Origin of the sequence: Streptomyces sp. S4.7 (genome assembly GCF_010384365.1) — a bacterium.
In the GTDB taxonomy this organism is placed as follows: Bacteria; Actinomycetota; Actinomycetes; order Streptomycetales; family Streptomycetaceae; genus Streptomyces.
The window spans coordinates 4,154,473-4,179,985 of sequence record NZ_CP048397.1 but is presented as its reverse complement, the minus strand read 5'-3'; the positions used below and the strand labels follow the sequence as shown (position 1 = coordinate 4,179,985).

Here is a 25,513-nt window from a genome sequence, read left to right as displayed (position 1 = left end):
CCGAGAGCCGTATGTCTCCACTTCCCGGATTCCTCCCTGACACGTCCTGCCCGCCGCCGGGCCGATTCCCCTTGAGCTGGAGCGAGGTCGAGGCGGAACTCGTACGGGCCGATCGCTGGTCCCGCTCGACAACGCGGGCCGGTCTGTGGGACGAGCTGAGCATGCACGTCGAACTGGTCCGCAGCGTCGTCGGCCAGGTGAGCCGTATCTGGCTCGCGGGGAGCTTCGTCAGCGGCAAGCTCGACCCCTGCGACATCGACCTCGCCTACCTGATCGCACCGGAAGCCCTCGACTCGATCCGAACGGACGAGGCGAGCATCGACTATCTCGACAACCTCGGCCGCCGCGAGTGGTGCGTGAAGCAGGATATGCGCGTGGACGCCTACATGCTCAGGCTGCCGTCGACCGCCGATTTCCGGGCTCTCGGGATAGCGGGGGCCATGGTGCCGGGAGACGATGAGGTTTTCCAGCAGCTTGGACTGTACGACGAGATCTGGCAGCGCTGCCGTGCGGGCGGCGGCACCGGGCGTCGAGGCTATGTGGAGGTGACACTGTGAGCGCTCCTGAAGGCTTTCCCGATCCCGCGGACAAGGACGCGCTCCGTGCCTGGCTGGAAGCCCGCCGTGAGAAGCCGGACGGCGCACCGCCTGTTCGGACGCTCTCGGAATTGCACCTCGCACAGCGGAAACGGCTGTTGCGATCGCTCCAGTACGGCAGCCCGGAGTCCGGCCCCAACGCCCCCCGCCGAACTCTGCTTCGCTTCTCGCTCGACGGTCCGCCGGTGAAGAATCACCATGTCGAGTCCGCGGTGCTCGGTGACTGGCTGAAGGCGTTCCAGACGGCCGTGCAGTCCGTGGCGTACGCCTTGGACGATCTCCGTCCCACCCACGACTCGGGGCCGGTCCCGAAGGAGATCCAGCGCGCGACCAAGCTGTTCTCGGGGCAGGTGTTCGCGTCTTCGTACGGCATGGTGCTGGAAGGGACGCCCGCCCCGGTGCAGGACGAGCTGCCGGGTGTCAGCAACCCGGACACACTGCTCGACCTCGCGATCAACCGGATCCTCGATGTCACCGATCGTGCCGACTCGGGCCCGGACGCCGACGACGCGGTTCTCGACATGACCCTGCCGCTGGGGCGTCGAGTCATCAGTCATCTGTCCGAACTCTCGAACGTGCTCGCCTCGACGGGAGCCGACGTCACGTTGACGTGGCAGTCCCAGTCAACAGTGAGCAGGACATCCAGGTTGAGTTCCGACGGGGCCGACCGCTGTCGGCGCGTGCTGCTGGCGGCCGAGGTCGTGGAGGACCGGACGTCTCTCGTCGGCACACTCGTCGGCGGAAGCAGGATCCGCGGCCTGGTGGAGATCGAGGTCGCCGGGGTGGGCCTGGTGGCGGCTCGCACCCCGAAAGAGAACGTGACTCCGTATCTGGCCGCTTACGCGGAGCGGCAGGTGCTCGCGGAGGTCAGTGTCCTCACGGCACGGTCACCGCTGGGACGTGAGCATCGCAGTTACGCGCTCATCGACCTGTCGCTCCACGAGGAGAGTTGACACACCGATGCGCTTGGCGTCCGATCGGGGTGATCGCACGCCAAGCGCATCGACAGCAGTCCAGCAGGCCCCAGAACCCCTACGCGGGGTCCGCCACCGGGCGCATGCCCAGGGTGCCCAGCTCCTGCGCCATCACCTTGCCGGCCTCCTCCGCGAGCGCGTCCTCGCCCAGGTCCTGGTCGGTGTCCAGGCCGTCCAGCTCCGGGAGGGGCTGGTCGAGGCGGACGTGGGCCAGCAGGGACTGGAGGGCGCGCAGGGCGGCCGAGGCCGTGGAGCCCCAGTTGGAGAAGTACGAGAACTGCCACCACCACAGCGCCTCGGTCGTCCGGCCCGCGCGGTAGTGCGCCATGCCGTGCCGCAGGTCGGCGACGATGTCGGCCAGGTCGTCGGAGATACGGGCCGGGACCGGCGCCTTGCGGGGCTCGTACGGGTCGAAGACCTCCGAGTACACGTCGATCGGCTCAAGGATCGCCGCGAAGCGCTCGCGCAGGTCGTCGACGTCCGGCTCCGGGCCCAGGTCGGGCTCGTACCGCTCGTCGGGAAGGATGTCCTCGTGCGCGCCCAGCCGACCGCCGGCCAGGAGCAGTTGGGAGACCTCCAGGAGCAGGAAGGGCACGGCGACGTCCGGCTCGTCGCCCTTCGCGATCTCCGTGACCGCGACGATGAAACTCTCGACCTGATCGGCGATCTGAACCGCGAAGTCGTCCGGGTCCTGCGTGGTGGAGTGCAGCGTTGCGTCAGACATCGAGAAGTCGTCTCCCCTCGAAGGCACGCCCCAGCGTGACCTCGTCGGCGTATTCCAGGTCGCCCCCCACGGGCAGACCGCTGGCAAGGCGTGTGACCTTCAGGCCCATCGGTTTGATCATGCGTGCGAGATACGTGGCCGTGGCTTCGCCCTCCAGGTTGGGATCGGTCGCCAGGATCAGTTCGGTGACCGTACCGTCGGCGAGACGGGCCAGCAGCTCACGGATCCGCAGGTCGTCCGGGCCCACGCCCTCGATGGGGCTGATCGCGCCGCCGAGCACGTGGTACTTGCCGCGGAACTCGCGGGTGCGCTCGATGGCCACGACGTCCTTGGGCTCCTCGACGACGCAGATGACCGTCAGGTCGCGGCGCGCGTCGCGGCAGATGCCGCAGCGCTGCTCCTGCGCCACATTGCCGCATACCTCGCAGAAGCGGACCTTGTCCTTCACTTCGAGCAGGGAGTGCGCGAGGCGGCGGACGTCGGTCGGTTCGGCCTGAAGGATGTGGAAGGCGATCCGCTGCGCGCTCTTGGGACCGACGCCGGGCAGCCTGCCCAGTTCGTCGATGAGGTCCTGGACCACGCCTTCGTACAACGGATTGCCTTCCTGAGGTGCGAGATGGAAGTTGAGGTGGGTGGGTGGGTATTCGTCTTGCTCGTACGCTAGTTGCTCGTACCGTAGTTGCTGGGGCGCTTCCCTAGAAGGGCATGCCCGGCATCCCGCCGAGTCCCTGGGCGAGCGGACCGAGCTTCTCCTGCTGGAGCTGATGCGCGTTCTCGTTCGCCGCCTGGACGGCCGCGATGACGAGATCGGCGAGCGTCTCCGTATCTTCGGGATCGACCGCCTTGGGGTCGATGACGAGGCCACGCAGCTCTCCGGAGCCGTTGACGGTGGCCTTCACGAGACCGCCGCCCGACTGGCCGTCGACCTCGGTCGCGGCCAGTTCCTCCTGGGCCGCCGCGAGGTCCTGCTGCATCTTCTGGGCCTGCTGGAGGATCTCCTGCATGTTGGGCTGGCCACCACCGGGAATCACGGTCACTCCTGGCATATCGACGTCGGATGTTCGGCAGGTCGAGCCTACGTGGTCACCACGGGGCCCGCCCTACCCGCAGGAACGAACTCTTTCGGGTGAGAGTGCCCGGCTCCTCTACCTGATCACGGGGCCCGTGGGGTGGAAGCGCCCGGATTTCGGGCACGGCGCCCACCATTCGGCGGTAGGAAGTGCGGTACGCAAGTTCGCTTCCACGTCTTCCATGTCTTCCACGTCTTCTTCAATGGGCTCTTGAGTTGTCGAGTCCTACGTCTCCATCTTCCGCCGAGTCACGCATCTACGCAGAGGAGTGCCGGTGAGCCAGCCGGACATGCAGCCCGGGGGGCAGGCCCGGGACGACGGCGTGCCGCGGGGTGCGCCGGGGAGTGTGAACGGGAGCGGGGGCGGAGGACGGACGCACGGCGCGGGTCCGGGACCTGGGCCCGTGCCGTTGGGCGCCCTCGGGGACCCGCTCACCGGGGCCTTCCCCGCCGGGGACTGGAGCGAGCCCGCGCGGCGGCTCGACGAGCTGTACCGGTGGGCGGAGGCGGGCGCGCTGCGTACGGTCGCCCGCTACCACGCGGAGCGCGTCCGCAAACGCCGCTGCGCGCGGGCCCTGCGGGCCTCGGCGGCGCTCGGCGTCGCCGCGGGCGCGGCGCTGCCGCTGCTGGACCTGACGCACGTACTGGGCGGGGCCACCGGCTGGGGGTACCTGGCGCTGCTGCTGGCGGCGGCCTGTCTGGGCTGCGACCGGTACTTCGGGCTGACGTCCGGCTGGATGCGGAACGTCGCGACGACGCAGGCGGTGGAGCGGCGGTTGCAGGCGCTCCAGTACGACTGGGCGTCGGAGTGCGTACGGGAGGTGCTCGGCCCCTCGGACGGCACGGCGAGCGAGGCGGCGGAGCGGTGCCTGGGCGTGCTGCGGCGGTTCTCGGAGGACGTCACGGAGCTGGTGCGGGCGGAGACGGCGGACTGGATGGTGGAGCACCGGGCCGGACCCGCGCCGCTGGTGACGCAGTCGCTGGCGATGGGGAGTACGGCACGGACGGAGGGCGCCGGGATGTCTCCGGGCCGCTTCCCCCTCCCCCCGGGCACCCGCCCGAACATGCCACGCCAGCGCCCGCCGGATGTGCGGTAGTCGCGCTTCCGGCCCGGCCCGGCCTGCCCCTGCCCGCCCGGCGGGGGACCGGGGGTTCGTACAGCGCGGCGGGCACGACCACGCGGGCGCGTCGGCGCGTCCACCCGGCAGGTCGGTGCTTCCGCACGGCGGGCGGCAGGGGCGGTGACCGGCCCCGGCGGCCGACCGGCGGGGGCCGGTGCTCCCGCAAGCGGCGGTCCGGCCGGCGGGGCCCGTGACCGGCCCCGGCGTCCACCCGGCGGGTGAGCCGGAGGTTCCCGCAGCGCGGCGGGCACGACCACGCGGGCGCGTCGGCGCGTCCACCCGGCAGGCCGGTGCTTCCGCACGGCGGGCGGCAGGGGCGGTGACCGGCCCCGGCGGCCGACCGGCGGGGCCCGGTACTCCCGCAAGCGGCGGTCCGGCCGCCGGGGCCCGTGACCGGCCCCGGCGTCCACCCGGCGGGTGAGCCGGAGGTTCACACAGCGCGGCGGGCACGACCGCGCGGCAGGTCGGCGCTTCCGCACGGCGCGCGGCGGGGACCCGTAACCAACCCCCGGCGGTGGGAACCAGGGGCACGTGACGCGCCCCGCACGGCGGGTGAGCCGGGGGTTCGCGCAGCGCGGCGGGCACGACCACGCGGGCGCGTTCACCCGGCAGGCCGCGCCAACGGCGCGCCGGGCGGGCTTGGCAGCCCGGCCGGGGCGCTCGGTCGTGGTCGTCAGCTGAAGATGATCATTGAGCCCTGGCCCAGGCTCCGTGTCGCCGCCGCGTGCAGGCCCAGCCAGACGTGGCGTTCGCGGGCGAAGGGGCTGTCGTCGTACGGGATCGGGCCCGCCGGTTCCTCCAGGGACGTGGGGCCCTGGGGCGGGGCCGGGGCGGCCGGGGGGTTGGTCGGGTCGATGCCGATCGAGGGGGCGACCAGTTCCAGCTCGCGCAGCAGGCCCTGCGTCGAGCCCAGCGGGCCGCCGCCCGCGAGGAGTTCCTCGTTGGTGAGCGGGGACGCGTAGTCCACGGGGACGTACGCGCCCGCGTGGTCGTAGTGCCAGACCAGATGCGACTGCTGGGCCGTCGCCTCGAACATCTCCAGCAACTGCTCGTAGTCACCGCCCAGTTCGCCCACCGGCGTCACCGCCAGGCCGCACATCTGGAGCAGGTACGCCCGGCGCAGGAAGTGCAGCGCGTCGTAGTCGAAGCCGGCGACGGGTGCGACGTCGCCCGAGAGGCCGGGCATGTAGGCGAAGACGGGAACGGACGGCAGCCCGGCGTCGCCGAGTGCCTTGTCGTAGACGGCGATCTCTTCGGCGAAGGGGTTGTCGGGGCTGTAGCACAGCACGTCGACGAGGGGGACCAACCACAGGTCACAGGCCAAGGGAGGCTCGCTCTCCAACGAGTTCGAACGGGTTCCGTCGGGTTGCGTCAGATTCGTACACGTACGTACGAACCCGACCGTCGGGTCAGCGTAATGCGGCGAACGCGATCAGCGAAGACAGCCTGCACTACCGGCACTACCGGCACCGGCCGGGCACAGACCGCCCCGGGCCGCCCGCCGCGACCTCGTACTCGCCGTACTCGTCAACGCGCTCTCGGGATATCCCATACCCACGCACCCCCCATCCGCTCCCCCGGGCGCCCCAGCAGTTTCGAGACGACCTCGTACAGGGCCTCGTCGTTGTCCTGCGGAGCCAGCACCACCACGCCCGCCTTCCAGAACGCCAGGTCCAGCTTCGCCTGCTCGCGCCAGCTCGTCCCGATGTCCGGGATCCGGCCGCCGTAACGCACGTCGCGCAGCAGGTTCGAGGTGTAGCGCGGCGACGCGCCGTAGATGCCCATGCGGTCGGGGCCCCACGGTCCGTTGAAGTAACCGCCGGGCACCGAGAAGCCGAAGCCCGTCGACGACTGCCAGTGCAGCGCGTCCGCCTCGGCCGGGCTCGGCAGCGGCACGGGGACGACGCTCTCGCCCTCGGCGACGAAGTCCCGGTACATGCCGTCCGTGATGAACCGCGGCACCTCCGCCCGTTCCCGCACCGGCTGCGGCGTCGGCATGATCGGCAGCAGCGCGGCGACGACCGCGACCAGCCCCACCACCCGGTGCGCACGCGGTTCGAGGTCCGTGATCCGGGCCACCGCGAGCGCGATCAGGACGCCGAGCGCCGGGGCGCAGATCATCGCCACCCGGGACTCGATCACCGACTCGAAGAGCGGCTGGTGCGCCAGCGCGCGCCAGGGCCCCGGCAGCACCACGTCCGTGAACGGGATACGGATCCTCTGCCCCATGGACAGCAGCGCGGAGACGAGAACCGTCCCCAGCAGAGCCTTCACGAGCGGTGAACGCCCCAGCCACACCACTGTCCCGAAGGCCAGCGCGGTCAACGGCCAGCCGTAGAAGGCGTTCTGTTCGGTGCGGTTCATCGCGAGCGTGTCGGCGCGCGTCTCGTCGCCGAGCAGCGCGCGGCCGGAGAACTCCAGGAAGGCGAGCGGGCTGTTGCCGGCGTTGTCGCCGTGCAGGACGCTGTGGTAGCTCTGCGGGCCGAAGAACTGCCAGTACAGCGGGAACGCGACCAGCGGCAGACACACCGCCAGCGCGACGCCGAGCCCGCGCAGCAGCGGCCGTGCCGCGACGCGGGCGACGTCGGGGCGCGCGAGCGCGTATGACAACGCGAAGATCAGCATCCCCATGGCGGCGAGCAGCAACGGTTCTTCGCCGAGGAAGATCTGGTACGCGGCGAAGAGACCGAGCAGGACACCGTCCCGTACGACGCGCCGCTCCTGCGCCGAACAGAGCCGCAGCGCCCGGTCGATGATCACCGGGATCATGAAGAGGACGAGGAAGTTGGGGTGCGCGGTGCCGTGCGACATCATCGGCGGCGCGAACGCGGCGAGCGCCGCGCCGAGGGCCGCCGCCGGGCGCACGCGCGTGACACGGCGTACGAACAGCCAGTACCAGGCGACGGCCGTGCCCGTCAGACCGAGCGTGAGGACCAGCGCCCACGTCACCGTCGGGCCGAAGAGGAGCGTGACGGGCGTGAGGGGGACGGACAGGCCGAGCATGACCGTGTTCGCCATCAGGTTCACCCCGTCGGGATAGCCCTGGTACGTGGTGAACAGCGGATTGCGCAGGTTCACCACGTTGTCGGCGGTGACGGCGAAGAACCACTCCCACTGGTTCTGGTCCTGCATGGAGTCGGCGAGGTACGCGCGGTCGAGATCCGTCCACAGGCCCTTGTAGTGAAGGACGGACGCGAGGAGGAAGAGACCGCCGACCGCGAGGTCCACGGGGCGGGTGCGGGTGCGCAGCCGCAGGAGTTCCAGCAGTACGCGGCCGTAGTCCGTCGCCCGGACCTTGGAACCGGTCTGGTGCGACCAGCGCACCGGCACCTCGGCGACGGGCCAGCCCGCGCGGCGGAAGTGACGCAGGATCTCGACGTCGATGCCCCAGCCGTCGAGGCGGGAGGCGGCGAAGGCGGCGCGCGCCTTGTCGCCGTCGAAGAGTTTGAAGCCGCACTGGGTGTCGCTTATGCCGCGTACCGCGACGAGCCGGATGAGGCGGTTGCCGAGGCGGCCGAGCCATTCGCGCAGGGGGCGCTGGTGGACGTCTATGCGGGAGCCGGGGAGGGCGCGGGAGCCGATCGCGGCGGCGGGGGCGTCGTCGTACGCGTACGGCTCGCCCTCGTCCGGGCCGACGTCGTACGGGCCGTCGTCCGGTGTCAGCAGCGCGTCCAGCGCGTCCAGTTCCTCTATCGGCGTCGCCAGATCGGCGTCCGTGACCAGTACGCGCCTGCCGTACGACGCCAGTACGCCCTGCCGCAGGGCGTACCCCTTGCCGCGGTTCTCCCGGCTCGTCAGCACGTGGATGCGGGGCTCGTCCGAGGCGGCCGCCGCCGCGACGGCGGCGGTGCCGTCCGTCGAGCCGTCGTCCACGACGATCAGCTCCCAGTCGCCCCAGCGGTCCGGGTCGGCGCTCAGATGCGCGCAGATGGCGTCGAGGGTGGGGCGCAGCCGGCGTTCCTCGTTGTACGCGGGAACGACGACGGTCAGGTCCACCGCGCTCCCGCCGCCGTCCCCGCCGGGTATGGCGGGGTCGGGACCGGTGCGCGGGTCCGCGCCCGTCTCCGTGCGTCCGCTCATCGCGTGGCCGCTCACTTCCGCGGACGTCCCGGCTCCGGCTGCTCCGGCTCCAGCCGGTCCGCCCACGCCAGGGCGAGCGCGTCGCAGTCGTCCACGACCGTGCGCGCGGCCTCCGTGTCGCCGAGCGTGATCGCGTCGACCAGCTGCTCGTGCCCGCTCCACAGCGAGTCGCGGCAGGCTCTGTCGGCGCGGAGGAACGGCACGGAGAACACCCACGCCTGGACGCGCATGCGGTGCAGGAAGTCGCAGATGTACTGGTTCGCGACGAGCGCGGCCAGCTCCCGCCAGAACCGCAGGTCGTACCCGATCAGGATGTCCAGGTCCCCGCCCTTGGCCGCCCGCCCGGCCTCCTCGGCGCGGCGCCGTACCGAGACCAGCGTCTCCGACCGCACCCGTCCGATCGGGGTCACCGCGATCCGGCGGAAGATGCCGTCGGCGATCAGTGAGCGCGCCTCGACCATGGCGCGGAAGTCGGCGACGGTGAACTGGTGGACGTGGAAGCCCCGGTGCTGGTCGGAGTCGAGCAGCCCCTGCGCGGACAGGTCGACCAGCGCCTCCCTGACGGGGGTCGCCGACACGCCGTACTGCTCGGCGATGTGCTTGACGGTGAACTCCTCGCCCGGGAGCAAACGCCCCGCCAGCACCTCGTCACGCAGTGCGTCCGCGATCTGCTGCCGCAGGGTGTTGCGGGTCACAGCTCCGCTGGCGGGCATTGGTGTTCGTCCCCTCGTCCGGCTTCGCACACCTTAAGCCAGGTGCCGGGAGGGACCTTCGTGCCCTCGATCGCCGGACGGGCTCCTGCGAACCCCGTCCGGCGATCGAGGGCGAAGCACCCGTCACACCACGTGTTCGTCCGCCACCGACAGCGCCGCGTCCAGGATCGTGAGCCCTTCCTTCGCCTCCGCCTCCGTGACGTTGCAGGGCGGCACCACGTGCGTACGGTTCATGTTCACGAACGGCCACAGACCGCCCTTCTTGCACGCGGCGGCGAACGCGGCCATCGGCGCGTTCGCCTCGCCGGTCGCGTTGTACGGCACCAGCGGCTCGCGCGTCTGCCCGTCCCGTACGAGGTCGAGCGCCCAGAAGACGCCCATTCCGCGCACCTCGCCCACCGAGGGATGCCGGTCGGCCAGTTCGCGCAGGCCGGGGCCGAGGACCGTCTCGCCGATGTGCGCGGCGTGCTCGACGATCTTCTCCTCGGCCATCACCCGCAGGGTCGCGACGGCCGCCGCGCAGGCCAGCGGGTGGCCCGAGTAGGTGAGGCCGCCTGGGTAGGGGCGGGTCGCGAAGGTGTCCGCGACGGCGGCGGAGATCGCGACTCCGCCGAGTGGTACGTAGCCGGAGTTGACGCCCTTCGCGAAGGTCAGCAGGTCCGGCACGACGTCGAAGTGGTCGGCGGCGAACCACGCGCCGGTGCGGCCGAAGCCCGCCATCACCTCGTCCAGGACGAGGAGGATGCCGTGCCGGTCGCACAGCTCCCTCACGCCCGCCAGGTATCCGGGCGGCGGCGTCATGACGCCCGCCGTGCCGGGGATCGTCTCCAGCACGACCGCGGCGATCGTCGCGGGTCCCTCGAAGGCGATGGTCGCCTCCAGATGCTCCAGCGCGCGGGCGCACTCCTGTGCCTCGGTGGTGGCGTAGAAGGGCGAACGGTAGAGGAACGGCGCCCAGAAGCGGACGACGCCCGCGCTGCCGGAGTCGGACGCCCAGCGGCGCGGGTCACCGGTCAGATTGATCGCGGTGGAGGTGGAGCCGTGGTACGAGCGGTAGGCGGAGAGAACCTTGGGGCGGCCGGTGTGCAGCCGGGCCATCCGTACGGCGTTCTCGACGGCCTCCGCGCCGCCGTTGGTGAAGAAGATCTTGTCGAGGTCGCCGGGGGTGCGCTCGGCGATGAGGCGGGCGGCCTCGGAGCGTACGTCGACGGCGAAGGCGGGCGCGAAGGTGCTGAGCCTGCCCGCCTGCTCCTGGATCGCGGCCACGACGGCGGGGTGCTGATAGCCGATGTTGGTGAAGACGAGGCCGCTGGTGAAGTCGAGGTAGCGGTTGCCCTCGTAGTCCCAGAAGTACGAGCCCTCGGCGCCGGCGACGGCGAGCGGGTCGATCAGTTCCTGGGCGGACCAGGAGTGGAACACATGCGCACGGTCGGCGGCCTTGACGGCCGCGCCTGCCTTCGGGTCGGCAGCGTCGAGAGGGTCGACGTCGAGGTGAGGGGTCATGCGGCCAGCGTAGAGAGGGACGGGCGGGGGCCGAAATGACCATCCTGTTCCGGTGTGCGCGGTGGGACTCGGCAGGTTGTCGCCCCGCGCACCCCTCACCATTGACAGCACACTGCCTAAATGACAGGCTGCTGTCATACAACCGAGGAGGCCACCATGACCGGCAAGACCGTTTACCTCGCCGTGTACGACACCCTCGCCGACTGGGAGACCGGGTACGCCACCGCGCATTTCGCCCAGAACGGCTTCACCGTGCGGACCGTCGGCCCGGCCTCCGAGTCGGTGACCACCATGGGCGGTCTGCGCATCGAGCCCGACATCGCGCTCGACCAGCTCGGCGAGCCCGGTGACACGGCGGTGTTCATCCTCCCGGGCGCCGGACTCTGGGACACCGGGGACGAGCTGGCGCCGTTCGCCCGCGCCGCCCGGCGGCTGGTGGGGCTGGGCTTCCCCGTCGCCGCGATCTGCGGCGCCACGGCGGGGCTGGCCCGCGAGGGGCTGCTGGACGACCGGGCGCACACCAGCGCTGTCAGCCACTATCTGGACGCGACGGGGTACGCGGGCGGCGAGCACTACCGCGACGCGGACGCGGTCACGGACGGTAACGTGATCACGGCCGGACCGACCGAGCCCGTCGCCTTCGCCCGCGAGATCTTCGCGCTGCTGGGCGTGTACGAGGGCGAGAAGCTGGACGCCTGGTACCGGCTGTTCAAGAACTCGGACGCGAACGCGTTCGAGACCCTCAACTCATGACGGAGCGGGCGGCGACCGGGCGGGGCGAAGAGGTGGCCCACCCGGAGCTGCTCAGCAGGAGCGCGCTCGGCGTCTTCCGGCTCAACGGTCAATTCCTAGCCGTGGCAGATGAGTTGGCTGCCCCGGCGGGTCTGACGGCGGCCTGGTGGCAGGTCCTCGGAGCCGTGCTGCCGCAGCCGTTGCCCGTCTCCGGGGTCGCCCGTGCGATGGGCATCACCCGGCAGAGCGTGCAGCGGATCGCGGACCTGCTGGTCGAGCGCGGGCTGGCGGCGTACGAGCCGAACCCGGCCCACCGCCGCGCGAAACTGCTCACGCCGACCGAGGCGGGCCGCGCGGCGATCCAAGAGATCACGCCCGGCCACGCGGCTCTCGCGACGCGCCTCGCACAGGAGTTGGGGGCGGCGGACTTCGCCGAGACGGTGCGGGTGCTGGAGCGGCTGTCGGAGGCGATGGACGCGATCGGCCACCGTTCGGACCGGTAGCGGGCCGGTAGCGGGCCGGTAGCGGGCCGGTAGCGGGCCGGGGGTCCGGGCGGTGGACCGGCCTCCGCCGACGGGCAGGCATCCGGATCTCCCGTGACCGCGCAGTGCGACGGCTCCGGCACTATCCTCGGGCCCGTTGGGCTCGGGCATCTGGGGGAGGGCCGTACGGCCATGGAGAAGCTGGCAGCAGGAGATCCACAGCGCATCGGCGCCTACCGGTTGCTGGCGCGCCTCGGTGCGGGGGGCATGGGGCAGGTCTATCTGGCGCGCTCGGACCGGGGTCGTACGGTCGCGGTGAAGCTCGTACGCAAGGAACTCGCCGAGCAGGACGAGTTCCGCAACCGCTTCCGGCTGGAGGTCGCCGCGGCCCGGCGGGTCGGCGGCGCGTGGACCGCGCCGGTCCTCGACGCGAACACGGAGGCCGCCGTGCCGTGGGTCGCGACCGGTTACGTGGCCGGGCCCGCGCTCCAGGACATCGTCTCCGGCACACGCGGGCCCAGTCCGGACGGGCCGGGTCCGCACGGGTCCGGCGCACACGGGCCGCTGCCCGCGCGCTCGGTGCGGATACTCGGCTCGGGGCTCGCCCACGCCCTCCAGGACATCCACTCCGCCGGGCTGATCCACCGCGACCTCAAGCCGTCCAACGTCCTCGTCACCATCGAGGGCCCGAGGGTCATCGACTTCGGCATCGCCCGCGCGATGGAGACGGTCACCGGCGCCGGGCTGACCCGGACCGGTGGCCTGGTCGGATCGCCCGGCTTCATGGCGCCCGAGCAGGTCCGCGGCACCCCGATCACACCCGCGTGCGACGTGTTCTGCCTGGGGTCGGTGCTCGCGTACGCGGCGACGGGGCGGCTCCCGTTCGGTACGGCGGACACCGCCGTACACGTGCTGATGTTCCGCATCGCGCAGGAGGAACCGGACCTGTCCGAACTCCCCGAGGGTCTGCGGGAGTTGGTGGGCGACTGTCTGAAGAAGGACCCGGAGGAGCGCCCGACCCCGGCGCAGATCCTGGCCAGGGTGGGCGAGCCGGACGACGACGAGCCCTGGCTGCCGGGCGCGCTGCTCGCCCAACTGGGCAGCCACGCCGTGCAGTTGCTGGACCACGAGGAGCCCGGCGCGCGTACGGAACTGGCGTTCTCGAAGCCGCCGGAGCCACCGTCGGAAGCGTCGGTTCCCAAGCCGCCGCCGCTCGCCCCGTCGGCGAAGCCGGCTCCCGGCCCCGCCGTCGGCCGCGCTCCCGGCCCGGCTTCGGAACCGGCAACCGACCCGGCCTCGATACCGCCGCCTCCGGGCGGCCCCGGCCGGGGCGGCGGCAACGGCGTACACGGCATGGCGACGATGATCGGCGCGGGGTCGCCGGACGTGGGCCCGCCTCCGGCACCGCCGCCGCCGCAGCCCCAGGCGTACGGCTACCCCCAGAGCCCGCAGAGCCCGGAACCCCAACTGCCCCCGCCGCCCCAGCAGTACGGCTATCCCCAGCCGGGCCAGCCACCGCTCCCGCCGTGGGGCGCGACCCCTCCGTACGGTCCGCCGCCCGCCGGGTACGGGCATCCCCCGCCGTACGGTCCCACTCCCCCGTACGGCCCGGCCGCCCCCGCACCGCAGCCCGAACCGCGGCGCAGCGCACGTGGCACGGTCGCGCTGATCGCCGTCGCGCTGGTCGTCGCGCTCGGCGCGGGCGGTTCGGTGTACGCGTTCATGGACAGCGGCAGCGAGAAGGACGAGGCGTCGGACAGCCAGGGGGACAGGAAGGCCGACGACAAGTCGTCGCAGGCCGGTGACACCCCGTCCGAGGACGCGCCCCCGGCGACGAAGTCGCCTTCCCCGTCGGCCTCGGACGACGCCGGTCCCGGCGACGTGCCCAAGAAGTACCTCGGCTCCTGGTCCGGCACCATCGGCGGTGCCGCGGGCATCAGCACCCGCGAACTCTCCATCCGGCAGGGCGAGGTGGGCGAAACGGTGCTCGAACTGACGGCGGAGGGCCCGACCGACACCGGCGGGACGTACCTCTGCGTCTTCGAGGCCGCGCTCGGCGGGGCGCCGGGCTCCTCGGACGGCCCGCTGAGGATCGGCCCGTCCGAGGTGACGGAGGGCCGGCCGATGTCCTCGTGCACACCGGGCGCGGCAACGGAGTTGACGATCCTCCCGGACGGCCGCCTGCGCCGGGTCACGACGTCGGACGGCGAATCGGTGACGTACACGAAGAACGACTAGGGACCGAACGACCGTAAACCGACGGACCGGAGACTGCCGGACCAAAGATTGCCGGAGAGCCCGACAGGGCCCCGGGCGCGCCCGCACCCTCCGCCGCTACCCCACGCAGAACTCGTTCCCCTCCGGGTCCTGGAGCACGATCCCGAAGTAGTCCATGCCCGGCTCGTCCATCACCCGCGACACCGTCGCCCCCGCGGCCGTCAGCCGGTCCGCCTTCGCGGTGATGCGCTCCTTCCGTACGGCCAGCGGCACCTCGCGCCCGCCGCCCACCTTGAGATCCAGATGCACCCGGTTCTTCACGACCTTGTCCTCCGGGACCTGCTGGAACCACACCCTGGGCCCCACCCCGTCCGGAGGGACGATCGACTCCGGGATCTCGCCCGCCCCCTCGGGCTGCTCCTCCTCGGGCAGCCCCATGTCCGACCAGTACTCCCGCCAGGTGGCGTGCCCGCCCGGCGGTGGCTCCGGCACATAGCCGAGCGCCTCGATCCAGAAGGGCACCAGCCGCTGCGGGTCGGCGCAGTCGATCGTGATCTGCAGAACCACCTGTGAGTTCGTCCCATCCATCTCCCCACGGTCCCAGACGGGTCTGACAACGGGGGCTGCTGCCTGAACCAGCCACACGCTTGCCTAAAGCCTTTAGGAATGCGCATAATCACTTTAGGCAAGTGAACGGAAGCCCGAACGGAAGGCCGGAGCCATGTCCCCCCGCGCAGGACTCACCACCGACCGCCTCGTCCTGGCGGGAGCCGAGCTGGCCGACGAGGTCGGCTTCGACCAGGTGACCGTCTCGGCGCTGGCGAAACAGTTCGACGTCAAGGTCGCGAGTCTGTACTCGCATCTGAAGGGCTCCCAGGACCTCCTGACCAGGATCGCGCTGCTCTCCCTGGAGGAGATGGCCGACCGGCTCTCCACGGCACTCGCCGGACGCGCGGGCAAGGACGCCCTCGCCGCCTTCGCGAACGTCTACCGCGACTACGCCCGCGAGCACCCCGGCCGCTACACGGCGGCCAGGCTGCCGCTCGACCCGGAGACGGCGGCGGCGAGCGCCGGCCCCAGGCACGCGCGGATGACGCGCGCGATCCTGCGCGGCTACGACCTGACGGAGCCGGACCAGACCCACGCCGTACGGCTGTTGGGCAGCGTCTTCCACGGCTACATCAGCCTGGAGACGGCCGGCGGCTTCAGCCACAGCGCACCCGACTCGCAGGAGACGTGGGCGTGGATCGTGGACCGCGTCGACACGCTGCTGCGCACCTGGCCCACCACCCCCTGACGGCTCCCCCGGGGGTCCTCCCCTCCTTGCCCCCCCGACGATCAGCGACAGACCACCCATAGGCAGACACCATGAGCACCGAGCACCGCCCCCTGACCACCGTCCCCGTCACCACCGACATCCTGCGCGGCGCCCTCGAACTGGAGCGGACCGCGCACGGCGTCGTACCGCACCGGCTCCCCGCGTGGGCCCGCGCCCAGAACACCGACCCCCAGCTGGCCATGGCGGAGGCCCAGCCCTCCGGCGTACGGCTGGCGTTCCGTACCCGCGCCACCGTCGTCGAACTGGACGTGCTGCCCACCAAGCGCGTCTACGTGGGCGCCCCGCCCCGCCCCGACGGTGTGTACGACCTGCTGGTCGACGGCCGCCCGGCAGGGCAGGCCGTTGTCACCGGAGGCAACACCCTGACCATCGACATGGCCGCGGGGACCGCCGAGCAGACCCCCGGCCCGCCCGGCTCCCTGCGCTTCGGCGATCTGCCGGAGGGCGACAAGGACATCGAGATCTGGCTCCCGCACAACGAGGCCACCGAACTCGTCGCCCTGCGCACCGACGCCCCCGTAGAGCCCCCACGGGACCGGGGCCGCCCGGTGTGGCTGCACCACGGCAGCTCGATCAGCCACGGCTCCGACGCCGCGAGCCCCACCACGACCTGGCCCGCGCTCGCCGCCGGCCTCGGCGGCGTGGAGCTGATCAACCTGGGCTTCGGCGGCAGCGCGCTGCTCGACCCGTTCACGGCTCGTACGATGCGGGACACCCCGGCCGACCTGCTCAGCGTCAAGATCGGCATCAACCTGGTCAACGCCGACCTGATGCGCCTGCGCGCCTTCACCCCCGCCGTACACGGCTTCCTCGACACCATCCGCGAGGGCCACCCGACGACACCGCTGCTGGTGGTCTCGCCGATCTGGTGCCCGATCCACGAGGACACCCCGGGCCCGAGCGCCCCCGACTTCTCCGGCATGGCCGAAGGACGGCTGACCTTCACGGCGTCGGGCGACCCGGCGGAGCGGGCGGCCGGAAAGCTGACGCTGTCCGTCATCCGGGACGAGCTGGCCCGGATCGTGGAGCAGCGGTCGGCGCTGGACCCGCACCTGCGCTACCTCGACGGCCGGGAGCTGTACGGGGAGGCGGACTACGCGGAGCTCCCGCTCCCGGACGAACTCCACCCGGACGCGGCCACCCACCGCCGTATGGGAGAGCGCTTCGCGGAGCGGGCGTTCACTCCCGACCGCCTGGCCGTCCCGGCTCCCTGAGCCCGCCGCCATTACCAAACCGGCAGGCCCGCACCCGCGGAGTACGCGCGGCGCACCGCGCACATGCACGCCGTTCGGGTCGCCGTCCGGGTCCATCCGGGTGTGCGGCCGGTCGCGCCTCAGGGGCTGACTGTGGGACATACCGATGATCAGATGCGGTCCCGCGAGGGCGGGACCACAGCATCCTGAGAGGAATCCCCAATGCGCCGTAGTCGCGCACTCCTGACCGCCGCCGTGACCGCCGGTCTCACGCTCACCCCGATGGCCGCGGTCTCCGCCGCGCCCGCCCAGGACAGCCCGTCCGTTCTGAGCTGGGGCGCCGGCCGCACCGGCCAGCTCGGCAACGGGGACCGCGCGGACAGCTCCCGCCCGGTCCCCGTCAAGACCCTGTTCCGCGGCGATGTCGACCGGATCTCCGCCGGTGGCACCGCCTCGACCGACTCCTTCGCGCTCGCCCTGACGGAGAAGACCGTCAAGTCGTGGGGCAACAACGCCTCCGGCCAGCTCGGCAACGGCAGCCGCACGAGCCAGAGCGTCCCCACCACCGTGCCGCGCCTGGCCAACATCAAGGACGTCGCCGCCGGTGGTGAGCACGCGCTCGCGATGAACGAGAACGGCCAGGTCTACTCGTGGGGTGACAACACCTACGGCCAGCTCGGCAGTGGCCGCACGGGCGACGCGCGCGCCGTCCCGAGCCGCGTCCAGGGCCTGGCCAGGGTCAAGCAGGTCTCGGCCGGCTGCGACTTCAGCCTCGCGCTGCTGGAGAACGGCAAGGTGTACGCCTGGGGCCGCGGCGTGTACGGCGCTCTGGGCAACGGCACGCGTGCCACCGTCTCCACGCCCCGCGAGGTCGAGGGCCTGGAGAACGTCACCGACATCGACGCCGGCTGCCACCACGCGCTGGCTCTGACCGCCGACAGGACCGTCAAGTCCTGGGGCCACAACGCCTACGGGCAGCTCGGCGACTCCTCCACGAAGTCCTCGGTCCTCCCGGTCGACGTCGACTGGCTGAGCGGCGTGAACGACATCGAGGCGGGCGCCAACCACAACTACGCCATCACGGACGAGGGCATCGTCTGGGGCTGGGGCAGCAACAAGAACAACCAGCTCCTCCAGGCCGAGGCCCCGGCCGGCGCCAACCCCAACGCCGACCGCAACGACGCCGACGCGGATGCCGTCGTGAACGCCGACGCCAAGGCGCCGCGGACCAACCGCACCGTGCCCGTCCAGATTCCCCGCCTGGAAGGCGCCCAGCAGATCGCGGCGGGTGCCAACCACGGCATCGCCATCTTCGGCGACGACGTCTTCGCCTGGGGCCACAACAACGAGGGCCAGCTCGGCGACCGCACCACCACGTCGCGTGTCGACGCCGTGGCCACCCTCAACGCCAAGTCGCCGGTAGAGAACGTCGCCGCGTCCCTCGGCGGAAACACCAGCTACGCCTACTGATCCCGCGGGCCCGGAATGACAACGGCCCTGTGCGGCGACCGAAAGGTCACCGCACAGGGCCGTGCCACATCGGCAGGCCGGTCAGCCCACCTGCTTCACCTTGATGACCTTGTACTCCTTGCCACCGATGATCTTCGTCGTCTCGCCGACCTTCTCGAACTGGCCGCCGCGCGGAATGAGGACCTCCGACTCCTTGCCCCGGTAGCGGGACAGGGGGTCGATGTTGCGACCGTTGTCGGTCTCGACTTCGAGCAGGACGTTCTCACCACCGGAGATGTTCTTGTTCTCCGTCTGCTTCAGAGCGCGCTCGGCCTTTGCCGGATCACTTGAGGTACTGAGGTACTCCGGGAACTCGACCGACTCACCCGAGGCGAGCTTCTTGATCATCTCGTCCGACATGAACGTGCCTCGGTAGAACGTCCCCTCGACCTGGGGCAGATGTTCCAGAGCACGGTCCATCTTGTCCTTGAACGGGTGATCCTTGCCCTGGTTCGCCGGATTACGGAGCCACTTGTTGATTTCCGCAGCCTTGGGTCCGGTGTAGTCGGCAATGGTCAGCGCGTCCTCGGCCGTGAAGTCCTTGGTCATCGGATTCTGCTTGGCGATCTTCTCGACCTCCTCCGACCATTCCTTCCGTCCGTCCTTGCCGGGCTTGTAGTCCGGGATGCTGTCCAGGACGTCCATCGGAGTCTTGACCTTGCAGCCCTGGAGATGCGGCGGCTTCGGCTTCGGCTCGGGCTTCGGCTTGGGCTTCGGCTTGGGTTCCGGCTTGGGGTCGTCCCGGATCGGCGGGGGCGGCGGGTCGGAGAGTCCGAGCGCGTTCTGGACCCTCTCCTCCACTTCCTGGTACGTGTCCATCCCGGGGACGGCGGACGCGGACAGCGCGTTCAACATGTCCATCGGGTCGACTCCGGGAGCCGCGAGCGTGGTGCCTGCGACGGCGACGCGTGTGCCGCCCCCGGCCGCGGCGAGGATGTAGCGCCCGCTGCCGGCCGCACCAGCGGTCACACTGCCCTGGTAGGCGACCTGAGTGCCGTCCGGGCACTCTTCCTTGTCGTCCTCGTCCTCGTCCTCGTCCTCGTCCTCGTCCTTGTCGTCGTCCTTGTCGTCCTCGTTACCGCCGTTGCTCCCGCCGCTGTCGGAACCACCGGGGCCGACTTCCCGGCAGCTCTGCATGATGCCCCAGGGGGCCATGACCGGATTGCACTCGACTTCCGGCTCCTCGTCCTCCTCGTCCTCCTCGTCCTCGTCCTCGTCGTCCTTGTCGTCCTCGTTGCCGCCGCTGGAGGAACTGCCGCCGGAGGAACTCCCACCACCGGACGAACCACCGCTGGACGAGCCACCACCCGAGGAACTCCCACCACCAGAAGAACCACCGCTGGACGAACCACCACCCGAGGAACTCCCACCACCAGAAGAACCACCGCTGGACGAACCACCACCCGAGGAACTCCCACCACCAGAAGAACCACCGCTGGACGAACCACCACCCGAGGAACTCCCACCACCAGAAGAACCACCGCTGGACGAACCACCACCCGAGGAACTCCCACCACCAGAAGAACCACCGCTGGACGAACCACCACCCGAGGAACTCCCACCACCAGAAGAACCACCGCTGGACGAACCACCGGAACTTCCGCCGGAATCGCCACCGCCGTCGGAACCACCGCCGCTGTCACCGCCACCGGAGCTCCCGCCATTCGAGGAACTACCGCTGGACGAACCACCGCTGGACGAACCACCGCTGGACGAACCGCCGGAACTTCCGCCGGAATCGCCACCGCCGTCGGAACCACCGCCGCTGTCACCGCCACCGGAGCTCCCACCGTTCGAGGAACTACCGCCCGAGGAACTACCGCCCGAGGAACTGCCACCGGAGTCACCCCCGCTGTCACCACCGCCGGAGTTTCCGCCACCGTTGCTGCCACTACCGGAATCACCGCCACCGGAGTCGTCTCCATCGGAGTCGCCGCCGCTGTCACCGCCGCCGTTGTTCCCACCGCCGCCGTTGTCGCCGCCGCCGCTGTCACCGCCGCCGTTGTCACCGCCGCCGCCGCTGTCACCGCCGCCGTTGTTCCCACCGCCGCCGTTGTCACCGCCGCCGTTGTTCCCACCGCCGTTGTTCCCACCGCCGGTAGAGCCGCCCCCACCGCTGGAAACACCGCCGGCCTCACCCTCGTCCTGCCCGACCGTCGTCGACTCGCAGTCGCCGCCGAGGATCTTGCAGACCTGCGTCTGAAGCCCGTCCGCAACCTGGGTTCCCACGCCGGTCATCATGAGCGCGGCGATGATGAGCGCGACCAGACCGACCAGCCCCACGTACTCGACCGTCGACTGACCGCGGTTCCGGCGCCAGGTGATCAGGTGCGGAATCGACGGGACCCCGTCCCGTCGCAAGCGCTCAAACGTCCAGCGCGGCCTCACGGCCCGCTGCTCCGCAGGCAGCTCGAACCAGGCCCGGCTCGCACCCACACTGATCAGCGCCAACAAGGCACCCGGCAGCAGCAGTTGACTGATCCCGCGCTCCGAGCCCGCGTACAGATTGGCGACACTGCCGACCAGCAGCCACGCCTGGAGACCTATCAACGCGAACCAGACCGCTTTGCCCCCGGTCCACAGCCGCCGCGCCAGGACCACGGCCGCGATACCCGGCACCATCGCGTAGACCGCCGCGAAACCCAGCGCCGGCGTGATGCGAGTGCCCAGCTCCAAAAGCGAGTTCAGCACGCCGACGCCGCCCAGCAGCGTCAGACCGAACATCAGATACAGGAGAACCCGGGTCGCTGCGAGTGATCTCGGCAACTCCCAGCGGTGCGGCGGTGCGCCGGCCTGGAACGCCAGGCCCTTCGAGTCCGACACGGGAAACCCTTCCACCAACTGCAAAAAGAAGTCCGGCTCCCCCAGCCGCGACGCGTATGCGATCAAGGTAGGTAGAACCAAGACCCAATCCGAAGGGCCCTCAGACCCACGTCAGGGCCCACGCCGGACCCACCTCACGCCGCATCAGCTCTCCTCTTCGGCGAATGACATCGGGTGGCCGAACAGCGCGGCAGCGGCATTGCGCAGGATCGCCGGATGGACGAAGCGATCCGGATTCGAGGGCGGGCAGTACCAGAAAAGGGGCCACGTGTCCCCGCTGAGGGCGGGCACCGGTACGTAACTCACCGTCCCACTCACTGAGTTGAATTGCGTCACCCCCGGCGCCCAGACCCGGTGCGCGGTACTCCCGGCGGGCAGATAGAAGTACACCGCCCGGCACCGATTCGACTCGGTCACGATGGGCCCGGGATCTCCCGCCGTGATGGAGTCCATCATGTCGGCGAGCCGCCGCCCTTCGGCCCCGTCGACGCGGACGGCGTCGAATCGCACACCGGCCTTGCGGAGTTGAAATCCCGTCTTGGGTAGCCAGTGACCCCATGAACGCTCATTCTGTGTATTCACGCAGACATTCTGTGTAGTCGCCGGTAGCGTTTTCCATGGCACGGCGGGAGCCGTCGGACACCAGTTGACCTGCACGAACTCCCGTTACGCGAGGTCGAATCCAGCGAGGATCAGTTGTGACCGGTTGAGTCCGGTCGAGTCGAAACGGTGATCGCAATGGCGCGAGCGGAAAACAAGGAATCGGCGGGCCCGGCGACGCGGTTGGTGGCGGACATCGCCCGCATGATGCGCTTGCAGAAAGGCATGACGCAGGAACAGGTGGGCGTCGAAACGGGCTTCTCCGCTGCGGCGGTTAGCGCGATGGAGACCTGCGCACAGCCGGCGAGCGACCAGATGCTGGTGGCACTGGGAAGAGTGCTGGGCGACGAACTCGGCATCTTCGAACAGGCGCGGGAGTACGTAAGGCTGGACAAGTACCCGGCGCAGTTCAAGAACTATGTGCTGCTGGAGCAGAAAGCGGTCGGCCTGTGCCTGTACGCGACGCTGGTGGTGCACGGCCTGTTCCAGACGGAGGCGTACGCACGGGCGCTCATCGGCGGAGGCTATCCGCCCCTTTCCGAACAGCGGGTCGAGGAATTGGTCGAGGCGAGGATGGCGCGGAAGGCACTCTTCGACCGGGAGCCGGTGGCGTTGATCGAGCTGATTCTGGAGGAGGCGGTGCTACTGCGGACGATCGGGAGCCGGGAGGTCATGCGTGACCAGCTTTCGCACTTGGCGGAGTGCGGGAAGCGCCGTAACGTGACGCTTCAGGTGCTGCCCCTGGATTGCGGCCTGAGCGCCGAGCATGCCGGTGCCTACGGCGATATGAACCTGGTAGAGACTCCGGAGCACGACCGCCTGGTCTACCTGGAGCCACAGGAGGAATGCCTACTCATCTCTGACCCGACAAAGGCCAGCACCTACACCCAGCGCTATGCGAAGATCCGATCACAGGCCCTGGGTCCTCGCGAATCGCTGGGCCTCATCGAGCGGTTGGCGGGAGAACTGGAATGACAAGCACCCTGCGGTGGTTCAAGTCGAGCTACAGCAACCCAAGCGGCGGCGACTGCGTAGAGATCGCCTTCGACTGGCGCAAGTCGAGCTACAGCAACCCGAGCGGCGGCGAGTGCGTAGAGGTCGCCACCTGCCCCCACGCCATCCACGTCCGCGACTCGAAGGTCCACGAAGGCCCCACCTTCGCGGTCGCCCCGACAGCCTGGAAGACGTTCCTCACCTGGGCCGGATAGGGGGCAGGGCGAGCGCCGAGTGGGCCGGTCGTCCCGCTGCGGCGGGCATGGCGCCGCCGAGTCCGCGCAGCATGTCGTTGCGCTGCTCCAGGGCCCGAGCGGTGGTGGGGAAGAGCGTGGCGTCGCCCTCGCCGACCTGGTCCTGGTTCAGGGTCACGAAGTCACGGGTGTCGCGTTCGTAGGCGGCGAAGCCCGCGACGTGGTCCCCGTCGGCCAGCGAGGCGGCCAGCATGTACGCGCCGACGAGCGCGAGGCTCGATCCCTGCCCGGTGAGGAACGAGGGCGCGTACGCGGCGTCGCCCACCAGCGCGACCCTCCCGCTGGACCAGCGGGGCATGCGGATCTGGCTGACGGCGTCGAAGAACAGGTCGTCCGCGTCGTCCATGGCGGCGAGCATGCCCGGGACCTCCCATCGCGCGTCGGCGAAGACCTTGGCGACCAGGTCCCGTTGGGATTGCGGGTTCCGGAACGCGTCGAACGGCTGCTCCGGGCGGGCGAAGTTCAGGAAGGCGTGCACGTCGTCGTTCTCCCCCACGGCGTAGAGCGCCGCGGCTCTGCCCGGGGTGTTCCACAGCACGGTCTCGTGGGACAGGCCGAAGGTGTTGCGCATGGTGAACCCGGCGAAGCAGTAGCCGAGATACCGGTGGAACCGCTCCTCGGGGCCGAACACGAACTCGCGGGTACGTGAGTGCGGACCGTCCGCGCCGAACACCATGTCGAACGTACGCGTGGCGCCCCCGCGGAAGGTGACGTCGACCGCGTGGCCGGACTGGTCGAGGGCGGCGACGGAGTCGTTGAACAGGAACTCCACGTCGTCACGGACCGCCGCGTAGAGGGCGTCCGTCAGGTCCCCGCGCCGTATCTCGACGTCCGCTCCCGCGACACCGCCCGTGAGTGTGTGCGGGTCGACCGAGGCCACCTCGCCGCCGTCCCCGTCGAGGAAGGTCAGCCGGCGCAGGTCGATGTGCGCCTCCCGCAGCCGTGGCAGGATTCCCATCCTCCGTACGACCTCAAGTGCCGTGCCGCGTATGTCGATCGGGTAGCCGCCGTCGCGGAGCGCGCCCGCCTTCTCGACCACCGTGACCGCGAATCCGTGGCGGTTCAGCCAGTACGCGAGGGCGGGGCCCGCGATGCCGGCCCCGGATATCAGGGCCGTGCGTCCCGGCGTGGTAAGGGCGTTCCTCGGCTGATTCCTCAACTGATGGGTGCGGGTCATTCCTTGACTCCCTTGTTCATGGTGCGGGCGACGAGCAGGGACAGCGCCGTGACGACGGCGGCTATGAGGAAGCCGGTGACGAAGGCGGATTCGGCGGGGACGTCCGATCCGGCCGGGGTCGCGGCGGTGAGGATCGCGCCACTGACCTGGACGCCCACGGCGAAGCCGAGCACCCGGGTCACCAGGACCAGACTGGTGGCGATGCCGGTGTCGCCCTGGTCGACGGATGTGGCGGTGCTCGTGACCATCGCGGTGACGCACAGGCCGTTGGCGAGCGCGACCAGCATCTTGCCGATGACCAGGTGCCAGACCTCGGTGTGCACGGCCGCCAGGGCGATCAGGGCGCCGACCATGATGACGGCCCCTGCGGTGACGACGGCACGCGAGCCGAAACGCCGTGCTCCGATCCCGGCGATCGGTCCGGCCAGCGCCGCGGCGACGGCGCCGGGCAGCAGGAAGAAGCCTATCTCGGTGGCACTGGCCCCGAACCCGTACGCGTCGGAGGACACCGCGAGGAGCTGCGGGACGAGGTAGACGGGCACCGACGTACCGACGCAGATCACGAATGTCAGCACGCACGACTTCCACACGGCGGGCCGTGCCAGCATGCGCAGATCGACCATCGGTGAGGCCGCACGGCGCTCAACGGCTGTCCATCCGGCCACGAAGGCGGCCAGGACCAGGATGAGGGCGCCGAGTACGAGGGGCTGGGAGACGAGGTCGGGCGCCGTCGCGAGGACGAGCATGAGCGTGATCAGCGTCCCGCTCAGGAGGACCAGGCCGGGCCAGTCGATGCCGGAGTCGTCCGAACGGCCGGGCGGATCCTGGGGCATCAGCCTGTTCACCAGCACGGTGGAGCCGATGACCGCGAGTGTCGGCAGCGCGAACATCCAGTGCCGGGAGAGCCCTTCCGCCACCGGCCCGGCCGACAGCGTTCCCGCCATCCCGCCCCCGACGAACAACCCGCTGACCACCCCGATGGCCACCTTCGCCTCTCCCGCGGGGAGGTGTTCGCGCACGAGGATGAACGACAGGGGCAGCGCGCCCACCATCGCTCCCTGGAGTATCTGGCCGAGCAGCAGCACGGGCAGATTCGGCGCCACGGCGGACACCAGCCCGCCGGCGCACACCACCGCCATCAGCCGGATCAGGACCCGTTTTCCGCCGTAGCGGTCACCGAACTTGCCCGCCACCGGTGTGATGAGCGCGCCGGTGATGAGCAGCACGATGCTGAGTAACGCCCCTTCGGCGGGGCTCATGCGCAGTTCTCGTTGCAGGAGCGGGAGCGTCGGCGTCACCACCGACTCCAAGGCACCGGTGGCGAGTGCCAGCATGCCGAGGGCCCGGACAGCGGCCTTCCCGATGCGGACCGGTGGAGCCTGAGTCGCGGTCATGGATGTCCTTCCGTCATTGC

General features: G+C 70.6%; 23 protein-coding genes. 11 read left to right on the top strand and 12 right to left on the bottom strand.

The window, feature by feature from the left end:
* Nucleotides 1-71 precede the first annotated feature (71 nt).
* Together SSPS47_RS18635 and SSPS47_RS18630 are read left to right on the top strand one after the other, a co-directional pair.
* Nucleotides 72-557 carry a hypothetical protein gene (locus SSPS47_RS18635; RefSeq protein ID WP_164252064.1) on the top strand — a complete coding sequence of 162 codons (486 nt, stop codon included), beginning with the start codon at nucleotides 72-74 and terminating at the stop codon, nucleotides 555-557.
* The gene (locus SSPS47_RS18630) at nucleotides 554-1,549 is read left to right on the top strand and encodes a hypothetical protein (RefSeq protein ID WP_164252063.1); all 996 of its coding nucleotides are present in this window, start codon (nucleotides 554-556) and stop codon (nucleotides 1,547-1,549) included. The genes SSPS47_RS18635 and SSPS47_RS18630 overlap by 4 nt, the downstream gene beginning before the upstream one ends.
* A 79-nt stretch (nucleotides 1,550-1,628) precedes the next feature.
* Here SSPS47_RS18630 and SSPS47_RS18625 read toward each other — a convergent pair whose 3' ends face one another.
* From SSPS47_RS18625 to SSPS47_RS18615, 3 genes are all read right to left on the bottom strand, one after another.
* Nucleotides 1,629-2,294 carry a DUF5063 domain-containing protein gene (locus SSPS47_RS18625; RefSeq protein WP_164252062.1) on the bottom strand — a complete coding sequence of 222 codons (666 nt, stop codon included), beginning with the start codon at nucleotides 2,292-2,294 and terminating at the stop codon, nucleotides 1,629-1,631.
* Entirely contained in the window at nucleotides 2,287-2,886 is a 600-nt protein-coding gene (gene recR / locus SSPS47_RS18620; RefSeq protein ID WP_147873611.1) for a recombination mediator RecR, read from the bottom strand. Before recR ends, SSPS47_RS18625 begins: the two co-directional genes overlap by 8 nt.
* Nucleotides 2,887-2,989: 103 nt before the next feature.
* Nucleotides 2,990-3,325 (bottom strand): YbaB/EbfC family nucleoid-associated protein, encoded by a 336-nt coding sequence (locus SSPS47_RS18615; RefSeq protein WP_147873610.1) that lies wholly within the window; start codon nucleotides 3,323-3,325, stop codon nucleotides 2,990-2,992.
* Between the two features lie 328 nt (nucleotides 3,326-3,653).
* Between SSPS47_RS18615 and SSPS47_RS18610 the strand changes: the two genes are divergently transcribed.
* Nucleotides 3,654-4,460, top strand: coding sequence for an SLATT domain-containing protein (locus tag SSPS47_RS18610; protein ID WP_164254708.1), 807 nt, complete (start codon nucleotides 3,654-3,656; stop codon nucleotides 4,458-4,460).
* 697 nt (nucleotides 4,461-5,157) lie between these two features.
* Here the strand turns inward: SSPS47_RS18610 and SSPS47_RS18605 are convergent.
* The 4 genes from SSPS47_RS18605 to SSPS47_RS18590 form a co-directional block, all read right to left on the bottom strand.
* Nucleotides 5,158-5,808 carry a hypothetical protein gene (locus tag SSPS47_RS18605; protein ID WP_164252061.1) on the bottom strand — a complete coding sequence of 217 codons (651 nt, stop codon included), beginning with the start codon at nucleotides 5,806-5,808 and terminating at the stop codon, nucleotides 5,158-5,160.
* 203 nt (nucleotides 5,809-6,011) lie between these two features.
* Nucleotides 6,012-8,564 carry a dolichyl-phosphate beta-glucosyltransferase gene (locus tag SSPS47_RS18600; protein WP_164252060.1) on the bottom strand — a complete coding sequence of 851 codons (2,553 nt, stop codon included), beginning with the start codon at nucleotides 8,562-8,564 and terminating at the stop codon, nucleotides 6,012-6,014.
* 11 nt (nucleotides 8,565-8,575) lie between these two features.
* The gene (locus SSPS47_RS18595) at nucleotides 8,576-9,277 is read right to left on the bottom strand and encodes a GntR family transcriptional regulator (protein WP_164252059.1); all 702 of its coding nucleotides are present in this window, start codon (nucleotides 9,275-9,277) and stop codon (nucleotides 8,576-8,578) included.
* A gap of 123 nt (nucleotides 9,278-9,400) precedes the next feature.
* Nucleotides 9,401-10,780 carry an aspartate aminotransferase family protein gene (locus SSPS47_RS18590; protein WP_164252058.1) on the bottom strand — a complete coding sequence of 460 codons (1,380 nt, stop codon included), beginning with the start codon at nucleotides 10,778-10,780 and terminating at the stop codon, nucleotides 9,401-9,403.
* 156 nt (nucleotides 10,781-10,936) lie between these two features.
* On the opposite strand from SSPS47_RS18590, the gene SSPS47_RS18585 reads away from it, so the two are divergent.
* From SSPS47_RS18585 to SSPS47_RS18575, 3 genes are all read left to right on the top strand, one after another.
* Nucleotides 10,937-11,533, top strand: a complete 597-nt coding sequence (locus SSPS47_RS18585) for a DJ-1/PfpI family protein (RefSeq protein WP_164252057.1) — start codon at nucleotides 10,937-10,939, stop codon at nucleotides 11,531-11,533.
* Nucleotides 11,530-12,015 (top strand): MarR family transcriptional regulator, encoded by a 486-nt coding sequence (locus tag SSPS47_RS18580; protein WP_164252056.1) that lies wholly within the window; start codon nucleotides 11,530-11,532, stop codon nucleotides 12,013-12,015. Before SSPS47_RS18585 ends, SSPS47_RS18580 begins: the two co-directional genes overlap by 4 nt.
* A gap of 171 nt (nucleotides 12,016-12,186) precedes the next feature.
* On the top strand, nucleotides 12,187-14,232 hold the full coding sequence (locus tag SSPS47_RS18575) for a serine/threonine-protein kinase (RefSeq protein WP_164254705.1): 2,046 nt from the start codon (nucleotides 12,187-12,189) through the stop codon (nucleotides 14,230-14,232).
* Between the two features lie 96 nt (nucleotides 14,233-14,328).
* Here the strand turns inward: SSPS47_RS18575 and SSPS47_RS18570 are convergent, their stop codons facing one another.
* Nucleotides 14,329-14,799 (bottom strand): VOC family protein, encoded by a 471-nt coding sequence (locus tag SSPS47_RS18570; RefSeq protein WP_164252055.1) that lies wholly within the window; start codon nucleotides 14,797-14,799, stop codon nucleotides 14,329-14,331.
* 133 nt (nucleotides 14,800-14,932) lie between these two features.
* On the opposite strand from SSPS47_RS18570, the gene SSPS47_RS18565 reads away from it, so the two are divergent.
* The 3 genes from SSPS47_RS18565 (at nucleotide 14,933) to SSPS47_RS18555 (ending at nucleotide 18,213) form a co-directional block, all read left to right on the top strand.
* Nucleotides 14,933-15,508: a TetR/AcrR family transcriptional regulator gene (locus SSPS47_RS18565; RefSeq protein ID WP_147873603.1), complete on the top strand. Its 576-nt coding sequence runs from the start codon at nucleotides 14,933-14,935 to the stop codon at nucleotides 15,506-15,508.
* 71 nt (nucleotides 15,509-15,579) lie between these two features.
* Nucleotides 15,580-16,764 (top strand): SGNH/GDSL hydrolase family protein, encoded by a 1,185-nt coding sequence (locus SSPS47_RS18560; protein ID WP_164252054.1) that lies wholly within the window; start codon nucleotides 15,580-15,582, stop codon nucleotides 16,762-16,764.
* Nucleotides 16,765-16,965: 201 nt separating this feature from the next.
* Entirely contained in the window at nucleotides 16,966-18,213 is a 1,248-nt protein-coding gene (locus SSPS47_RS18555) for a sialidase (protein WP_164252053.1), read from the top strand.
* A gap of 81 nt (nucleotides 18,214-18,294) precedes the next feature.
* Here SSPS47_RS18555 and SSPS47_RS18550 read toward each other — a convergent pair whose 3' ends face one another.
* Both SSPS47_RS18550 and SSPS47_RS18545 read right to left on the bottom strand, forming a co-directional pair.
* Nucleotides 18,295-21,075, bottom strand: coding sequence for an ADP-ribosyltransferase (locus tag SSPS47_RS18550; RefSeq protein ID WP_164252052.1), 2,781 nt, complete (start codon nucleotides 21,073-21,075; stop codon nucleotides 18,295-18,297).
* A gap of 144 nt (nucleotides 21,076-21,219) precedes the next feature.
* Nucleotides 21,220-21,732 carry a hypothetical protein gene (locus tag SSPS47_RS18545; RefSeq protein WP_343234893.1) on the bottom strand — a complete coding sequence of 171 codons (513 nt, stop codon included), beginning with the start codon at nucleotides 21,730-21,732 and terminating at the stop codon, nucleotides 21,220-21,222.
* 81 nt (nucleotides 21,733-21,813) lie between these two features.
* Between SSPS47_RS18545 and SSPS47_RS18540 the strand changes: the two genes are divergently transcribed.
* On the top strand, nucleotides 21,814-22,650 hold the full coding sequence (locus SSPS47_RS18540) for a helix-turn-helix transcriptional regulator (RefSeq protein ID WP_164254695.1): 837 nt from the start codon (nucleotides 21,814-21,816) through the stop codon (nucleotides 22,648-22,650).
* The gene (locus SSPS47_RS18535; protein ID WP_164252051.1) at nucleotides 22,647-22,883 is read left to right on the top strand and encodes a DUF397 domain-containing protein; all 237 of its coding nucleotides are present in this window, start codon (nucleotides 22,647-22,649) and stop codon (nucleotides 22,881-22,883) included. The genes SSPS47_RS18540 and SSPS47_RS18535 overlap by 4 nt, the downstream gene beginning before the upstream one ends.
* On the opposite strand, the gene SSPS47_RS18530 is transcribed toward SSPS47_RS18535, so the two are convergent.
* Both SSPS47_RS18530 and SSPS47_RS18525 read right to left on the bottom strand, forming a co-directional pair.
* The gene (locus SSPS47_RS18530; protein ID WP_164252050.1) at nucleotides 22,867-24,099 is read right to left on the bottom strand and encodes an FAD-dependent monooxygenase; all 1,233 of its coding nucleotides are present in this window, start codon (nucleotides 24,097-24,099) and stop codon (nucleotides 22,867-22,869) included. The two genes, SSPS47_RS18535 and SSPS47_RS18530, sit on opposite strands and share 17 nt — an antisense overlap.
* Nucleotides 24,096-25,493, bottom strand: coding sequence for an MFS transporter (locus tag SSPS47_RS18525; protein WP_164252049.1), 1,398 nt, complete (start codon nucleotides 25,491-25,493; stop codon nucleotides 24,096-24,098). Before SSPS47_RS18525 ends, SSPS47_RS18530 begins: the two co-directional genes overlap by 4 nt.
* Between the last annotated feature and the right edge of the window lie 20 nt (nucleotides 25,494-25,513).

Bases quoted from the DNA above. Each gene is read 5' to 3' on its own strand.
- SSPS47_RS18565 (WP_147873603.1), top strand. From the start codon at position 14,933: ATGTCCCCCCGCGCAGGACTCACCACCGACCGCCTCGTCCTGGCGGGA.
- SSPS47_RS18560 (WP_164252054.1), top strand. From the start codon at position 15,580: ATGAGCACCGAGCACCGCCCCCTGACCACCGTCCCCGTCACCACCGAC.
- SSPS47_RS18625 (WP_164252062.1), bottom strand. From the start codon at position 2,294: ATGTCTGACGCAACGCTGCACTCCACCACGCAGGACCCGGACGACTTC.
- SSPS47_RS18585 (WP_164252057.1), top strand. From the start codon at position 10,937: ATGACCGGCAAGACCGTTTACCTCGCCGTGTACGACACCCTCGCCGAC.
- SSPS47_RS18595 (WP_164252059.1), bottom strand. From the start codon at position 9,277: ATGCCCGCCAGCGGAGCTGTGACCCGCAACACCCTGCGGCAGCAGATC.
- SSPS47_RS18525 (WP_164252049.1), bottom strand. From the start codon at position 25,493: ATGACCGCGACTCAGGCTCCACCGGTCCGCATCGGGAAGGCCGCTGTC.
- SSPS47_RS18590 (WP_164252058.1), bottom strand. From the start codon at position 10,780: ATGACCCCTCACCTCGACGTCGACCCTCTCGACGCTGCCGACCCGAAG.
- SSPS47_RS18575 (WP_164254705.1), top strand. From the start codon at position 12,187: ATGGAGAAGCTGGCAGCAGGAGATCCACAGCGCATCGGCGCCTACCGG.
- SSPS47_RS18555 (WP_164252053.1), top strand. From the start codon at position 16,966: ATGCGCCGTAGTCGCGCACTCCTGACCGCCGCCGTGACCGCCGGTCTC.
- SSPS47_RS18530 (WP_164252050.1), bottom strand. From the start codon at position 24,099: ATGACCCGCACCCATCAGTTGAGGAATCAGCCGAGGAACGCCCTTACC.
- SSPS47_RS18580 (WP_164252056.1), top strand. From the start codon at position 11,530: ATGACGGAGCGGGCGGCGACCGGGCGGGGCGAAGAGGTGGCCCACCCG.
- SSPS47_RS18610 (WP_164254708.1), top strand. From the start codon at position 3,654: ATGCAGCCCGGGGGGCAGGCCCGGGACGACGGCGTGCCGCGGGGTGCG.
- SSPS47_RS18600 (WP_164252060.1), bottom strand. From the start codon at position 8,564: ATGAGCGGACGCACGGAGACGGGCGCGGACCCGCGCACCGGTCCCGAC.
- SSPS47_RS18570 (WP_164252055.1), bottom strand. From the start codon at position 14,799: ATGGATGGGACGAACTCACAGGTGGTTCTGCAGATCACGATCGACTGC.
- SSPS47_RS18540 (WP_164254695.1), top strand. From the start codon at position 21,814: ATGGCGCGAGCGGAAAACAAGGAATCGGCGGGCCCGGCGACGCGGTTG.
- SSPS47_RS18535 (WP_164252051.1), top strand. From the start codon at position 22,647: ATGACAAGCACCCTGCGGTGGTTCAAGTCGAGCTACAGCAACCCAAGC.